Here is a 13532-nt window from a genome sequence, read left to right as displayed (position 1 = left end):
CGCCCCCACGGCGCCCCGACGCCGGAGAACTTCCGTCTCACGGAGGTCGAGCTCCCCGAGCTCGCCGAGGGCCAGGTCCTCGTGCGCAACACCGTGATGTCCGTGGACCCGTACATGCGCGGCCGCATGAACGACGTCGAGTCCTATGTGCCTCCGTTCCAGCTCGACGCCCCCCTCGACGGCGGCGCGGTGGGCACCGTGATCGCTTCGCGCCACGCGGACGTGCCGGAGGGCACGTCCGTGCTCCACGGCCTCGGCTGGCGCGAGCACGCCGTCCTCGACGGCGACACCGTCCAGGCCGTGGACACCTCCCAGTTCTCGGACAGCACCTACCTGGGCGTGCTGGGCATGACGGGTCTGACCGCCTACACCGGCCTCGTGCACGTGGCCGAGATGCAGGAGGGCGACGCCGTCTTCATCTCGGGCGCCGCGGGGGCCGTCGGCTCGGTCGCCGGCCAGATCGCCCGCCTCCTGGGCGCCTCGCGCGTCGTCGGCTCGGCCGGCACGCCCGAGAAGGTGGCGTGGGTGAAGGAGCTGGGCTTCGACGCCGCGTTCGACTACCACGACGGCTCGCCCACGGACCTGCTGGCCGAGGCCGCGCCGGAGGGGATCGACGTCTACTTCGACAACGTGGGCGGCGACCACCTCGAGGCCGCCATCGCCGCGCTGCGGGTCGACGGCCGCGTGGCGATGTGCGGTGCGATCGCCCAGTACAACTCGACGGAGCCGCCGGCGGCCCCGCGCAACCTCGCCCTGGCGATCGGCAAGCGGCTGACCCTGCGCGGCTTCGTCCTGCAGAAGTACGCGGCGCAGGTCCGTCCCGAGTTCCTCGAGCGCGTGGGCCCGTGGGTCGCCGACGGGAAGATCCAGTGGGACGAGACCGTCCGGGAGGGTCTGGAGAACGCGCCCCAGGCGTTCATCGACCTGCTCGAGGGCGCCAACACGGGGAAGATGGTCGTCCGGCTGTGACGAGCGACGGCGCACTCGGGGGCGGCATGGACACCTTCCGGCATCAGGGCCTGACCTTCGACGTCCGCGACGGCGGGCCGGCCGAGGGGGAGGTGGTCCTGCTGCTGCACGGCTTCCCGCAGGACGCCACGTCCTGGAGGCACGTCGAGCCGCTGCTGCACGCCGCGGGGCTGCGCACCCTCGCGCCGGACCAGCGCGGCTACTCCCCGGGGGCCGCGCCGCGGGCGACGGCGGCCTACCGCCTCCCGGCGCTCGTGGGGGACGCCGTCGCGCTGGCGGACGCGGCGGGGGCACGGCGCGTCCACGTCGTCGGCCATGACTGGGGCGGCGCCGTCGCCTGGGCGCTGGCCACCGCCCACCCCGAGCGCGTCGCGTCCCTGACCGTCCTGTCCACGCCGCACCCGGCCGCCCTGGCCCGCGCCCTGCGCGGCCCGGACCAGCTGCGCCGCAGCTGGTACATCGCCGCCTTCCAGGTACCGGCCCTCCCCGAACGGATCCTCGCGCGACGGCTGGGCTCCCTGCTGCAGCGGGGGCAGGTCCCCGGGGCGGAGCACTACGCCCGCCGGTTCTCCACCCCGCAGAGCCTGCGCGGCCCGGTGAACTGGTATCGGGCGAACCCGGATCTGGTGACCACCACGCGCAGCGCGCCCGTGACGGTCCCCACCACGTACGTGTGGGGCACCCGGGACGCGGCCCTGGGGCCGCGGGCCGCCGAGCTCACGGCCGGGCAGGTGGCGGGGGAGTACCGGTTCGTGAAGCTCGACGCGGACCACTGGCTGCCCGAGCGTGAGGCGGATGCCGTCGCTCGGGCGATCCTGGACCGGGTGCGCTGACCCGCGCTCCGCGCGGGCCGCTCCCGCCGTCTCAGCGCGGCCCGGCGGCCTCGGTGATCCGGTTCAGCAGGTCCATGAGGACCTGGCGCTCGGTGGTGTCGAGGGGGATCCGGGTGAGGGCGTCCACCGGGACCGTCCGGGCGGACGCCCGCAGCGCTCGCCCCTCGTCCGTCAGCCGGACTAGCACGCGTCGCTCGTCGTGGACGTCGCGCTCCCGCGTGACGAGCCCCATGCCGGCCAGGCGCCGCACCAGGGGTGTGATCGTCCCGTTGTCCATGCCGAGCCGGTCCCGCAGCGCGCCGACCCCCAGCGCGCCGGCGGCGTCCGACGTCGACGCCTCCGTCTCAGCCGAGGCATCACTCTCCGCCTGCCACAGGGTGAGCATCACGAGGTACTGCGGGTAGGTGAGGCCGAGGCGGGACAGCAGGGGGCCGTAGCCGCGCGTGACGGCGCGCGCCGCCCGGTGCAGGGCGAAGCAGAGCTGGTCCTCGAGGGCGAGGCTGGGGGTCGGCGCGGCATCCATGGAAGCGATTCTAGTGGTCGCTGGGGCGCGACTTGGTTGCGCGCGACCTAGCCGGGTGGCAGGCTGGATCCGACTCGTCCCGCACGGGGCGGGCGGATGAAAGGACCTCCCATGGAGACCATCTACACCGCCGAGGCGCTCAGCACCGGCGCCGGCCGCGACGGCCATGTCCGCACCACCGACGGGCGGGTTGACCTCGACCTCGCCGTGCCCACCGAGATGGGCGGCTCCGGCCAGGGCACCAACCCCGAGCAGCTGTTCGCCGCCGGCTACGCCGCGTGCTTCCACTCGGCCCTGCAGATGGTCGCCCGCGCCTCCCGTGCCGACATCACCGACTCCTCCGTCGGCGCGCGCGTGGGCATCGGCCGCCAGGGTGAGGGCTTCGGCCTGGAGGTCACCCTCGAGGTCGTGCTGCCCCATGTCCCCGCGGACCAGGCCCGCGCCCTCATGGAGCAGGCGCATCAGGTGTGCCCCTATTCGAACGCCACCCGGGGCAACATCGACGTCGTCCTCGAGCTCGGGGAGGCGTGATGACGAAGCGCCGACAGCCCGTCCCCCTCTCCCAGACCGCCGCCCGCCTCGGCCTCGGCGGGTTCATGACCGCCGCGGGGCTGTCCCACCTCACCGTGGCACGCCGTGAGTTCCGTGCCCAGGTGCCCTCGTGGGTCCCGCTCCCGGCGGACCTCGTGGTGCTCGGATCCGGCGTGGCCGAGATCGGCCTCGGGGCCGCTCTGCTGGCGCTCCCCGGGCAGCGCCGCCTGACCGGCACCGCCCTGGCGGCCTTCTACACCGCGATCTACCCCGGGAACATCGGGCAGTACGCCGAGCGCAAGGACGGCTTCGGGCTGGACACCGATGGCCGCCGCCTGGCGCGGCTGTTCGGCCAGCCCGCCCTCATCGCGGCCGCCCTGTGGGCCGCGGGAATCCCCGAGCGGGAGCAGGGCGGGCGCCGCTGACGCCGTCGCCGGTCCTGCGGCCCGGGGCCGGCTCCGGGCACGTGCCCGGAGCCGGTCTCACGTCATCCCGCCGCGAGGCGCGGCCCGTTCCGCAGGTGTACTGCAGGTGTCCGGCCCGGCGGGCCGTCAGCCTTGACGCATCGTCCCGGTCTCGAGGAAGCGCTGGTGCCAGGACAGGGCCTCGCCCAACAGGTGCGGGGTGTGCAGGCCGTCCGACTCACGCATCGCGCGGTCGAAGTAGTCCCGCAGCTGCTCCCTGTAGTCCGGGTGCGCGCACGTGTCGATGATCGTGCGGGCGCGCTGCTTGGGGGAGAGGCCGCGCAGGTCGGCCAGCCCCTGCTCGGTGACCACCACGTGCACGTCGTGCTCGGTGTGGTCCACGTGCGAGACCATCGGCACGATGCAGGAGATGTCCCCGCCCTTGGCCGTGGACGGGGTGAGGAAGAACGAGGTGAACGCGTTGCGGGCGAAGTCGCCGGAGCCGCCGAGGCCGTTCATCATCTTCGTGCCCATCAGGTGCGTGGAGTTCACGTTGCCGTACAGGTCGGCCTCGAGCATGCCGTTCATGGCGAGGATGCCGAGGCGGCGCACGAGCTCGGGGTGGTTAGAGATCTCCTGGGTGCGCAGGATCAGCTTGTCCCGATACTTCGCGGCGTTGTCGTTGAACCGTTCGGCGGCCTCGGTGGACAGGGAGAACGCGGTCGCGGACGCGGTCGCCAGCGTGCCGGAGTCCAGGGCGTCGAGCATGCCGTCCTGCACCACCTCGGTGAACGCGGACAGGCCCGTGAACCGGGACTTCACCAGCTCGGACATCACCGCGTTCGCGATGTTGCCCACGCCCGACTGCAGCGGCAGCAGCCGCTCGTCGTACCGGCCCTGGGCCACCTCGTGCTCGAAGAACTCCACGAGGTGCTGGGCGATCGCGATCGAGTCCGCGTCGGCGGGCTTGAAGGGGGAGTTGCGGTCCGGGGCGTGGGTCTCGACGACGGCCACCACCTTGGCCGGATCGCACCGCAGGTACATCTCACCGATGCGGTCCGCGGGGTGGGTGAGCATGATCGGCGTGCGGTGCGGGGGCAGCGCGGTGCCGTAGTAGACGTCATGCAGGCCCTCGAGGTCCTCGCTCTGCCATGAGTTGACCTCGAGGATCACCTGATCCGCCAGGTCGATCCAGGACTTGTTGTTGCCCACGGAGGAGCTGGGGACGAGACGGCCGTCCTCGCGGATCCCGGACACCTCGATCACCGCGGTGGTCATGGGCCCGTAGAAGCCGTTCCACACGGTCTGCGCCAGGTGGGACAGGTGCGTGTCGATGTACTCGATCGCGCCCGCGTTGATCTTGGCGCGCATCGTCGGGTCCGACTGGAACGGGGTGCGCAGCGCGACGGCGTCCGCCTCGGCCAGCGCACCGTCCATCTCCGCGGAGGTGGACGCCCCCGTGTGGAGGTTGATGCGGAACTCCTCGCCGCGCGCGTGCAGCTCCTTGGCCCGCTCGGCCAGCGCCATCGGCACGGCCTTCGGGTAGCCGGACCCCGTGAACCCGCTCATGCCCACGGTGGTGCCGTGCTGGATGAACGCCGCCGCCTCCGCGGCGGACATCACCTTCGACCGGAGGCCGGGGTGGTGGATGCGGGACGACATGGGTGAGGCCTCCGTGCGGGTGAGACGAGTCGAGCGAGAGCGCTGTGACGTGGAACAGCGATCAGCGTACCCGCGTCACGGGTGGCCGTGGGGATGATCACGCCGGAGGTCGCCGAGCCCGACCTGCGTGATCGACGACGGCGAACAGGGCTCGGCACTCCGGGTCGACGCGCCTAGGCTCGGCGTCATGCGAGCACTCGTCCTCCAGTCCTACGGTGGCCGTGAGGCCATGGCCCTCACCGACGTCCCCGCCCCCACGGCCGGCGCCGGCGAGGTGCTGATCCGCACCCGCGCGGTCGGCCTCAACCCCGTCGACGCGATGCATCGCGAAGGCGACTTCAAGGCCATCGCCCCCGACGACTTCCCCACGGTCGCCGGCAACGAGCTCAGCGGCATCGTCGAGGCCGTGGGCGCCGGGGTGACCGCGTTCGCCCCGGGTGACGCGGTGATCACCCGCGTGGACCCCTCCGGCCACGGGGCGTTCGCCGAGCTGGCCGCGGTGCGCGCGGACTGGGTGGCCGCCGCGCCCGCCCGCATGCCCCTGACGGACGCGGCCGGCCTGCCGCTCGCCGGCCTGACCGCCCAGCAGGCACTCGGCCCGGAGCACCTGGACCTGCAGCCCGGGGAGCGGTTGCTGATCACCGGGGCCGCCGGCGGCGTCGGGCTGATCGCCACGCGCTTGGCACACCTGCGCGGCGCGCACGTGACCGTGACCGCCTCCGCGGCGGGTGAGCCGTACGTCCGCGAGGCCGGCGCCGACGCGGTGATCGACTATCGCGCCCGCACCGTCGCAGAGGGGGGCGAACGCTTCGACAAGGTGTTCGACCTCATCGGCGGTGATCAGATGGCCGAGCTGCTCGGCTCGATCGAGCCCGGCGGCCGGCTGGTGACCATCGCGGGCCCGCCGAGCCCCGGCAGCCTTCGTGAGACCGCGCGCCCGTCGCGTCGGCCGCTGGCCGCCGTCGTCTCCCGGGTGGCCAGTGCGAAGGTGCGCCGGGCCGCGAAGAAGGCCGGGGTGACCTACGAGTTCTTCCTCATGCATCCGGACGGGGCGGGCCTGGCCGAGCTCGTCCGGCTCGTGGACGCCGGCGAGCTGGCCGTGACCGTGGACAGCCGCTACCCCCTGGCCGACTGGGAGCAGGCGTTCGAGCGTCTCGAATCCCACCACGCCAAGGGCAAGGTGCTGCTCGAGTTCTAACCGGTGGGCGCGTCGGCGCCGGTCTGCCCGGGCCGGCACCGCCTCGTATCCTGGCCTCGTGCACCCGTCTGTGAGCGAGCCTCTCACCCGACTGCCGGACGGCACCGTCAAGCAGCGCAACCCCTTCACCGGCACCGAGGTCTGGACCGTGCCCGGCCGCGGCCACCGCCCGCTCGGCCTCGTCCGTCCCGCCCCGCAGCCGCTCGACCCCGCCCAGCACGGCCGGCACTGCGCCTTCTGCGAGCACCGCCTGCTGGAGACGCCGCCGGAGAAGTCACGCATCGTCTCCACGAGGGCCGACGACGGCGCCCCGGCCTGGCAGATCCTGCGGCACCCGGCCGTGGAGCGGCTCGGGGAGACGACCCCGGCCTTCCGCCGGGTCCCCAACCTCTTCGAGATCCTCAGCTACGACTACTGGCGTCTCAACCACGGCTACGAACTCCCCCCGGACGCGCGCCGCCGCCGTGACGAGTACCTGGCCACCGAGGCCGGCCGCGCCCACGTGCGCGCCGTCGTCGCCGCGAAGCTGCGCGCCTCCGGCCGCTCTGCGGAGGAGGCGGCGGCGATGTCCGAGGCGGAGCTGATCGCGGCGTCGGCCGCATTCTTCGGCGGCACGCACGACGTCGTGATCGCTCGGCGGCACTTCGTCGACGGGGCCGTGGACGACCACCAGCTGGCCTCCTCGGGCACCCTGACCCCGGACGAGCACCACGCGTTCCTGGCCCTGACCGCCGACGCGATGCGGGACCTCTACGCGACCACGCCCGCCGTGCGGTACGTCTCCGTGTTCCAGAACTGGCTCAAGCCCGCCGGCGCCTCCTTCGACCACCTGCACAAGCAGCTCGTGGCCATCGACGAGGTCGGCGCGCAGAACGCCGCCGCCCTGGACCGGCTGCGCGAGGACCCGCAGGTGTTCAACCACGCCGCGCTGGACGTGGCCGTGGCGCACGACCTCGTGATCGCCGCCAACGAGCACGCCGTGATGTTCGCCGGCTTCGGCCACCGGTACCCGACGGTCGAGGTCTACTCCACGAGCCCGGTGGGGCAGCCGTGGCGGCAGTCCGCGGCCGAGCTGCGCGCCGTGTCCGACCTGCTGCACGCCGCCCACGCGGCCACCGGGCCCGACGTCCCCTCCAACGAGGAATGGCACACCCGCCCGCCCGGCGTCGCGTCCCCGATGCCCTGGCGCGTGATGCTCAAGTGGCGCGTCTCCACCCTCGCCGGCTTCGAGGGCGCCACCAAGATCAACGTCAACACGCTCAGCCCGTGGGACGTGCGGGACCGGGTGCTGGCGCGGCTGCGGGAGCTGCGGGCGGCGGGCGCGCTCGCGGACGGGGTGCGGATCGGGGCCGACGCGCGGATCCGGCCGGGCGCCCTGCGGTACGCCGACGGAGCGGCGAGGCTCACCCCTCCGCGCGGTCGGTAGCGTGGGCGTCATGGCCCTCCACCTGCAGCGCTACCGCGAGATCGCCCACGTCATGGCCCGCAACGGCCTCAGGGCCACGGCCGTGCAGGCCGGGCTCTCCCGGTGGCTGCCCCTCGAGGAGGGGGAGCCGCACCTGGGCATCGACGCCGAGGCCCGCCCCGAGCTGTTCGTGCGCACGTTCGAGGAGCTGGGCGTCACCTTCGTGAAGCTCGGGCAGCTGATCTCGGCGCGCCCGGACCTGTTCCCCGAGGCCTACTGCGCGGCGTTCGCCCGCCTCACGGACAGCACGACGGCGGTGCCCTTCGAGGCCGTCGCCCGGACGGTCGAGGAGGACCTCGGCGCCGACGTCGACACCCTGTTCGCCTGGTTCGACCGGGCGCCCCTGGCCACCGCCTCCATCGGTCAGGCCCACCGCGCGCGCCTGCACGACGGGCGCGCCGTCGTCGTGAAGGTCCGCAAGCCCGGTGTGGTGGAGCAGGTCCAGGCGGACCTGGAGATCCTGCGGACGCTGGCGGCCACGTGGTCGCGGGCCTCACGGACCTTCGCCGACCTGGACGTGCCGGCCATGGTGGACGAGTTCGACCGCTCGCTGCGCGCCGAGCTCGACTACGTGGTGGAGGCGCGGGCCTGCGAGGAGATCGCCGCCGGCTTCCGGGACACCCCGGGCGTGCGGTTCCCGTGGATCGAGTGGGACCTGACCACCTCGCGCGTGCTGACCATGCAGGAGCTCTCCGGGCTGCGCGTGGACGACCTGGCCGGACTCGACGCCGCCGGCATCGACCGGGAGGAGCTGGCGTACCGGGCCGCCGAGGTGCTGCTGGCCATGGTGTTCGAGCACGGCGTGTTCCATGCGGACCCGCACCCGGGCAACCTGTTCATCGAGCCGGACGGGACCGTCGGGTTCATCGACTTCGGCTCCGTCGGGCGGATCTCCCCGTCCCTCCGGCGCCGGTTCGCGGGCCTGGCCATGGCGCTGGCCCGGCAGGACACCGACGGGCTGGTGCGGGCCCTGCTGGACATCGCCCCGCCGCGCGGCCCGGTGGACCGCCGTCGGCTCCGGCTGGAGGTGGCCCGGATCATCGGCCGCCTCGAGGGGCGCGAGCTCGAGGACATCCGCGTGGCGCAGCTGGTCTCGGAGATCTTCGCCCTCGTGCGGCGTCACCGGCTGTCCCTGCCGCCCGAGCTCGTGCAGCTGCTGCGGATGCTGATCATCGTGGACGGCATCGGCCGCCGCCTGCACCCCGGCTTCGACTACACCCGCGTGCTCGACCCCTTCGCCCTGCGCCTCGTGGGGGAGCACCTCGACCCCCGGCGGGTGGCGGGCCGGATCGGCCGGGCCACGATCGCGGCGGCCGAGCTCGGCATCGACCTGCCGGAGTACGCCCGCAAGGTGATGGAACGCATCGACGACGGCGGGGTCGACGTCACCGTCCGCGCGAGCGAGCTCGAGCCGCTCGTGACGCGCCTCGAGCGGACGGGCGACCGGGTGGTGGCCGCCATGGTGGTGGCCGCGATGATCACCGGCGGCACGAACGTGCTCGTGGCGTACAAGGACCGGCTGGGCCGCTTCGCCGGGCCGGTGGTGGCCGCCGGCGGCGCCGCCCTGACCGGCGGCAGCGCCTATCTGGCCTGGATCAGCCGCCCCCGCCGCCGTCCCCGCTGAGGGCCGCGGGCGCGTTCCGTCGTCGGGATCATGCCCGCACCAGACCGGCCGCGGTGCAGGCCGTCTCGAAGTCGTCGAGGCCGAACGCCTGGATCGGGCTGACGACGCCGGCCTCGCGGGCCCGGCCTGCGGCGAGCTGCCGGGCGCCCCAGGCCATGAGGTCCCCGGTCAACGTGTAGGCGTTGGGGCCGCGCAGGTGGACGTCCGCCACGACGCGGCCGGCCGCGTCGCGCGCGATCGCCCCGACCCGGGAGCCCGTGCGGGCCCGGTCCGCGGCGTCGGGGCCACCCGGGCCCCCGGCCAGGGGCCGCAGCAGGGCCTGCACGCCGCGGGCGACGCCGGGGAGCCACCCCACCGCGCCGAGGGCGGCGGCGCCGATCTGCGTGGGCCGGGCCGGGAACCAGCCGTTGAAGACCTCGACCTCGTCCAGGCCGGGCTGCATCCGCGGCAGGAACAGGGACTCCGTGCCGCCGAACAGCACGCCGCGGCGGTCCTGCCCGTCGACCCGGAAGACGGCCGACCGGCTGGCCGGGCCCGTGGTCGCCAGCCGCCCGCCGCGCCACGTGATCGTCCGCTCGGTGAGGGCGCCCACCATCGTCTGGCGCGTCCCGTGGCTGAGGTCGACGCGGGGGTCCAGCTCGCCGTCGGCGAAGTAGCCGATCTGCAGGGACCGTGCGCGTCCATCGGCCTCCGCCAGCGCGAGCCCGCCCGCGAGCATGCCCGGCGCGTAGTCGAAGCCGAGGGCGGGCAGCAGGGTGGCGCCCGTGCGTCGGGCGGTGGGGTCCAGGCCCGCCTTGAGGTCCTTCACGAAGCCGACCTCACCGGTCGAGTCCACGTAGTGCGCGCCCCGCTCCGCGGCGGCGCGGGCGACCGGTCGGCCGTAGCGTTCGAAGGGGCCGACCGTGGAGACCAGCACATCGCCCTCCGTGACCAGGGCCCTCAGCGAGGCGGGGTCCCCGGCGTCGGCGACGGCGACCTCCAGCCCGTCGTGCCGCTTCGCCGCGTGCTGGAGCGAGTCCCGGTTCCGGCCCGCCAGCACGGGCCGTGCACCCTGGGCCACGAGGGCGTCCACGACGAGGGATCCGGCGTAGCCCGTCGCGCCGAGCACGATGATGCGGGGGGCGTCGGCGTGGTCGAGGTGCAGGGGAGAATCCGTCATGGCCCCACGCTAGGTCGCGCACGTGGAGACCTCACGGGCTCGGCGGCGCCGATCCGCGTGGACCCCATCTCGCGCTCCTGGACCGGCGGATCCGGACACGGCGAGCCTGGTCCGGGGCCCGCCTGCAGGCGCAGACTCGGGGGATGACCCGCACTCCGCCCGCTGTCGCCCCGCCCGCTCACTCCGCCTCGCCCGCCGCCGAGACCGGCGGCGAGAGCCTGCTGACGGTCCTGATCGCGCTCGGCGTGAACGCGGTGATCGCCGTCGTGAAGTCGATCGTGGGCGCGGTCACCGGCTCAGCCGCGATGGTGGCCGAGGCCGCGCACTCCTGGGCCGATGCCGGCAATGAGGTCTTCCTGCTGCTGGCGGAGCGTCGGGCCGGCCGAGCCCCCGACGCGCGGCACCCGCTGGGCTACGGGCGGGCGGCCTACGTGTGGTCGATGGTCGCGGCCTTCGGCCTGTTCGCGGTGGGCTCGGCGGTCTCGGTCTGGCACGGGATCACGGCCTGGTCTGCCCCCGAGGAGGAGGCGGAGTACACGATCGCGTACATCGTGCTCGCCGTCGCGTTCGTGCTCGAGGGCGCCTCGTTCCTGAACGCGCACCGGCGCGTCCGCCGCGACGCGGAGCAGCGGCACATCAGCGATGCCACGTTCCTGCGCCAGACCTCGGACCCCACGCTGCGCGCCGTGTGGGTGGAGGACGCCTCGGCCCTGATCGGTCTGGTCATCGCGGCGGCGGCCCTCGCCCTGCACCAGCTCACCGGGGACCCCCGGTGGGACGCCGCCGGCTCGATCCTGGTGGGCGTGCTGCTGGGCGTCGTCGCGATCTTCCTGCTCTCGCGGAACATGGCGTTCCTCGTCGGCGAGGTCGCCGACCCGCTGGTCCGGAACCGGGTGCTGCGCTGGCTGCTGGAGCGGCCCGAGGTGCTCTCCGTGAGCTACCTGCACCTCGAGTACGTCGGCCCGGAGAAGCTCTTCGTCGTCGGGGCCGTGGACCTGGCCGGGGACGAGCGGGAGAGCGAGGCCGCGGTCCTGCTCCAGCGCGTGGAGGACGCCCTCCTCGAACACCCGCGCGTGGCCGCCGTCGTGCTCTCCCTGTCCAACCCCGCCCACGCGCCCCTGGCCCCGGAATCGCAGAACACCCGCGTCTGAGCCCGCGCGGCCGGCGGGCGAGCGGCCTCAGTCGAGGCCGGGGCGGCGGCGCGTGCGCTTCATCTCGGAGCGACGGCGTTTGGCCTCCAGGCGGCGCCGCCGGGAGCCGCGCGTCGGCGTCGTGGCCCGCCGCGGCGTCGGCGGGGCCAGGGCCTCGCGCAGCAGCGCCGCGAGCCGCTCGCGGGCGGCCACCCGGTTGCGCCACTGGGCCCGGTGCTCCGCCACGCTGACGGTGAGGACCGTCCCGGCCAGCCGGGGCGCCAGCCGCGCGAGGACGCGGGCGCGCTGGACGTCGTCGAGGGCGGAGGTGGCCGCCAGGTCCAGGCTGAGCTGGACCCGCGAGTCCGCCGTGTTCACGCCCTGACCGCCCGGGCCGGAGGCGTGGGAGAAGCGTTCGACGAGTTCGCCCGCGGGGATGATCAGCCCGCGGGGTGCGCCGGGGCCGGGGGTGACGCGCACGTCGCCGGGGCGGGGCTCAGCCACGGGGGGCCGCCGTCCGTGGTCCGCGCAGGTCCGCGAGTGCGACGAGGAGCGCGAGCGCCATGCACCCCGCCACCAGGGTGAAGGCGGCCATGAACGCCCCGTCCCAGTCGGCACTGGAGGCGACGCCCAGGAACACCCCCACGATCACGGCGGTGCCGACGGCCGTGCCGACGCGCTGGCCGGTCTGCAGGACGCCGCCGGCCGTGCCGGAGTGCCGCGGCGGGACCTCGGCCAGGCTGAGGGTCTGGTTGGGGGAGACCACCAGCCCCTGCCCGGCACCCAAGATGGCGAGGGTGAGCAGCAGCCACCACGGGCTCAGGCCGAACTCCCGGTTGGCCCACGCCACCCCGATGGAGCCCACGACGGCGAGCAGCGCCAGCGCGATGCCGAGGACGACGATCTTCCGGCCCGTGCGCAGCACCACGCGCCCGGCCACGGTGGACATCACGCTCGACATGACCGCCGAGGGAAGGCCGATGAGTGCGGCGTGCAGCGCCGGGTAGCCCAGCCCGTTCTGCATGAACATGGCGATCACCACGAACATGCTGGTCGAGCCGGTGAAGTAGATGGCGATCAGCAGGGCGCCGCACGCGAAGCTGCGGGTCTGGAACAGGCGCAGGTCCACCATCGGGGCGCGGCCCCGTCGTGCGTAGCGGGCCTCCCACCGCGTCCAGAGGGCGGCCAGGCCGATGCCGACGGGCACGAGCACGAACCGCCACGGCTCGAGCCCCCGGTCCAGGAACGGGAGCATGACGGCCACGAGGGCGCCGGCCAGCAGGACGACGCCGACCGGGTCCAGGTCCGGACGCCGCGCCCGCTCGGGGACGGTGCGCGGCAGCCACTGGCGGGCCACGATCAGGGCGCCGAGGGCGATGGGCACGTTCACCAGAAAGGTCGCGCGCCAGCCGAGGTCGCCGCCGAGCCACGCGATGAGCCCGCCGCTGAGCAGCGGCCCCACCGCCACGGACACCCCGACGACGGCGCCGAGCGCCCCGAACGCCCGGGCGCGGGAGGCACCGGAGAACTCGCCCTGGATGAAGCCCGTGACCTGCGGATTGAGCAGGCCCGCGCCCACGCCCATGACCAGGCGCGCGAGCACGAGCAGGACGCCCGTGGGCGCCAGGCCGGACAGGAGCGCACCGAGCGCGAACACGCCGAGGCCCACCATGAACAGCCGGCGGCGGCCGAAGAGGTCACCCGCCCGGCCCGCCGGCACGAGCACCATGCCGAACACGAGGGTGTAGCCGGAGATGGCCCACTGCAGCTCCGCGTCGCTGGCGTCCAGGCCCCGTTGCAACGCGGGCAGGGCCACGTTGATGCTGGACACGGCCAGCAGGGACATGAAGATCGGGATGAGGAGCACCGCGAGGATGCGCTGCTGGTGCGGGGTGAAGACCGAGGACGCGGCGCCGTCGGACGGACGCGGGGCGACGGGCATGCGGTCTCCTTCTCGGGGGGGGTGCCTCTATGGTTTTCGTCAAGCCGCGAGAGCGACTGATGATGGTGCTGGCGGGGCGGTCGGATCTTGAT

General features: G+C 74.2%; 13 protein-coding genes. 8 read left to right on the top strand and 5 right to left on the bottom strand.

What is annotated here, in order from left to right; translation table 11 throughout:
• Together QL983_RS06915 and QL983_RS06910 are read left to right on the top strand one after the other, a co-directional pair.
• The coding region (locus QL983_RS06915; protein ID WP_290152000.1) for an NADP-dependent oxidoreductase at window positions 1-969 on the top strand (969 nt) is incomplete at its 5' end.
• Window positions 970-995: 26 nt separating this feature from the next.
• Window positions 996-1802 carry an alpha/beta fold hydrolase gene (locus QL983_RS06910; RefSeq protein WP_230277994.1) on the top strand — a complete coding sequence of 269 codons (807 nt, stop codon included), beginning with the start codon at window positions 996-998 and terminating at the stop codon, window positions 1800-1802.
• Between the two features lie 31 nt (window positions 1803-1833).
• Here the strand turns inward: QL983_RS06910 and QL983_RS06905 are convergent, their stop codons facing one another.
• The gene (locus QL983_RS06905) at window positions 1834-2325 is read right to left on the bottom strand and encodes a MarR family transcriptional regulator (RefSeq protein ID WP_049145888.1); all 492 of its coding nucleotides are present in this window, start codon (window positions 2323-2325) and stop codon (window positions 1834-1836) included.
• A gap of 111 nt (window positions 2326-2436) precedes the next feature.
• Here QL983_RS06905 and QL983_RS06900 point away from each other — a divergent pair, with 111 nt between their 5' ends.
• Both QL983_RS06900 and QL983_RS06895 read left to right on the top strand, forming a co-directional pair.
• Entirely contained in the window at window positions 2437-2856 is a 420-nt protein-coding gene (locus tag QL983_RS06900; protein ID WP_017487949.1) for an organic hydroperoxide resistance protein, read from the top strand.
• The gene (locus tag QL983_RS06895; protein WP_020626303.1) at window positions 2856-3281 is read left to right on the top strand and encodes a membrane protein; all 426 of its coding nucleotides are present in this window, start codon (window positions 2856-2858) and stop codon (window positions 3279-3281) included. Before QL983_RS06900 ends, QL983_RS06895 begins: the two co-directional genes overlap by 1 nt.
• Window positions 3282-3407: 126 nt before the next feature.
• Here the strand turns inward: QL983_RS06895 and QL983_RS06890 are convergent, their stop codons facing one another.
• Complete coding sequence (locus QL983_RS06890; protein ID WP_020626302.1) at window positions 3408-4922, bottom strand: acetyl-CoA hydrolase/transferase family protein; 1515 nt, start codon at window positions 4920-4922, stop codon at window positions 3408-3410.
• 187 nt (window positions 4923-5109) lie between these two features.
• On the opposite strand from QL983_RS06890, the gene QL983_RS06885 reads away from it, so the two are divergent.
• The 3 genes from QL983_RS06885 to QL983_RS06875 all read left to right on the top strand — a co-directional run bounded on the left by QL983_RS06885 (window position 5110) and on the right by QL983_RS06875 (window position 9209).
• Window positions 5110-6120, top strand: a complete 1011-nt coding sequence (locus QL983_RS06885) for an NADP-dependent oxidoreductase (protein WP_044659979.1) — start codon at window positions 5110-5112, stop codon at window positions 6118-6120.
• A gap of 70 nt (window positions 6121-6190) precedes the next feature.
• Window positions 6191-7546, top strand: coding sequence for a DUF4921 family protein (locus tag QL983_RS06880; protein WP_207476317.1), 1356 nt, complete (start codon window positions 6191-6193; stop codon window positions 7544-7546).
• A 10-nt stretch (window positions 7547-7556) separates the two neighbouring features.
• Entirely contained in the window at window positions 7557-9209 is a 1653-nt protein-coding gene (locus QL983_RS06875; RefSeq protein ID WP_230277995.1) for an AarF/UbiB family protein, read from the top strand.
• A gap of 28 nt (window positions 9210-9237) precedes the next feature.
• Here the strand turns inward: QL983_RS06875 and QL983_RS06870 are convergent, their stop codons facing one another.
• Window positions 9238-10368, bottom strand: coding sequence for a saccharopine dehydrogenase NADP-binding domain-containing protein (locus QL983_RS06870; protein WP_290151993.1), 1131 nt, complete (start codon window positions 10366-10368; stop codon window positions 9238-9240).
• Between the two features lie 143 nt (window positions 10369-10511).
• On the opposite strand from QL983_RS06870, the gene QL983_RS06865 reads away from it, so the two are divergent.
• A complete protein-coding gene (locus QL983_RS06865; protein WP_069941687.1) occupies window positions 10512-11519 on the top strand; it encodes a cation diffusion facilitator family transporter in 1008 nt (335 codons plus the stop codon).
• A gap of 27 nt (window positions 11520-11546) precedes the next feature.
• Here the strand turns inward: QL983_RS06865 and arfB are convergent, their stop codons facing one another.
• A complete protein-coding gene (gene arfB, locus QL983_RS06860) occupies window positions 11547-12002 on the bottom strand; it encodes an alternative ribosome rescue aminoacyl-tRNA hydrolase ArfB (protein WP_069941686.1) in 456 nt (151 codons plus the stop codon).
• Entirely contained in the window at window positions 11995-13440 is a 1446-nt protein-coding gene (locus tag QL983_RS06855; protein ID WP_069941685.1) for an MFS transporter, read from the bottom strand. The genes arfB and QL983_RS06855 overlap by 8 nt, the downstream gene beginning before the upstream one ends.
• Window positions 13441-13532: the final 92 nt, after the last annotated feature.

Source organism: Micrococcus sp. APC 4021 (genome assembly GCF_030407635.1).
Lineage (GTDB): Bacteria > Actinomycetota > Actinomycetes > Actinomycetales > Micrococcaceae > Micrococcus > Micrococcus luteus.
The sequence above is the reverse complement of the archived record's forward strand: the minus strand, read 5'-3'. Positions and strand labels throughout refer to the sequence as shown.

Coding starts and splice junctions, on each gene's coding strand:
- QL983_RS06910 (WP_230277994.1), top strand. CDS start 996: ATGGACACCTTCCGGCATCAGGGCCTGACCTTCGACGTCCGCGACGGC.
- QL983_RS06905 (WP_049145888.1), bottom strand. CDS start 2,325: ATGGATGCCGCGCCGACCCCCAGCCTCGCCCTCGAGGACCAGCTCTGC.
- QL983_RS06900 (WP_017487949.1), top strand. CDS start 2,437: ATGGAGACCATCTACACCGCCGAGGCGCTCAGCACCGGCGCCGGCCGC.
- QL983_RS06895 (WP_020626303.1), top strand. CDS start 2,856: ATGACGAAGCGCCGACAGCCCGTCCCCCTCTCCCAGACCGCCGCCCGC.
- QL983_RS06890 (WP_020626302.1), bottom strand. CDS start 4,922: ATGTCGTCCCGCATCCACCACCCCGGCCTCCGGTCGAAGGTGATGTCC.
- QL983_RS06885 (WP_044659979.1), top strand. CDS start 5,110: ATGCGAGCACTCGTCCTCCAGTCCTACGGTGGCCGTGAGGCCATGGCC.
- QL983_RS06875 (WP_230277995.1), top strand. CDS start 7,557: ATGGCCCTCCACCTGCAGCGCTACCGCGAGATCGCCCACGTCATGGCC.
- QL983_RS06870 (WP_290151993.1), bottom strand. CDS start 10,368: ATGACGGATTCTCCCCTGCACCTCGACCACGCCGACGCCCCCCGCATC.
- QL983_RS06865 (WP_069941687.1), top strand. CDS start 10,512: ATGACCCGCACTCCGCCCGCTGTCGCCCCGCCCGCTCACTCCGCCTCG.
- QL983_RS06855 (WP_069941685.1), bottom strand. CDS start 13,440: ATGCCCGTCGCCCCGCGTCCGTCCGACGGCGCCGCGTCCTCGGTCTTC.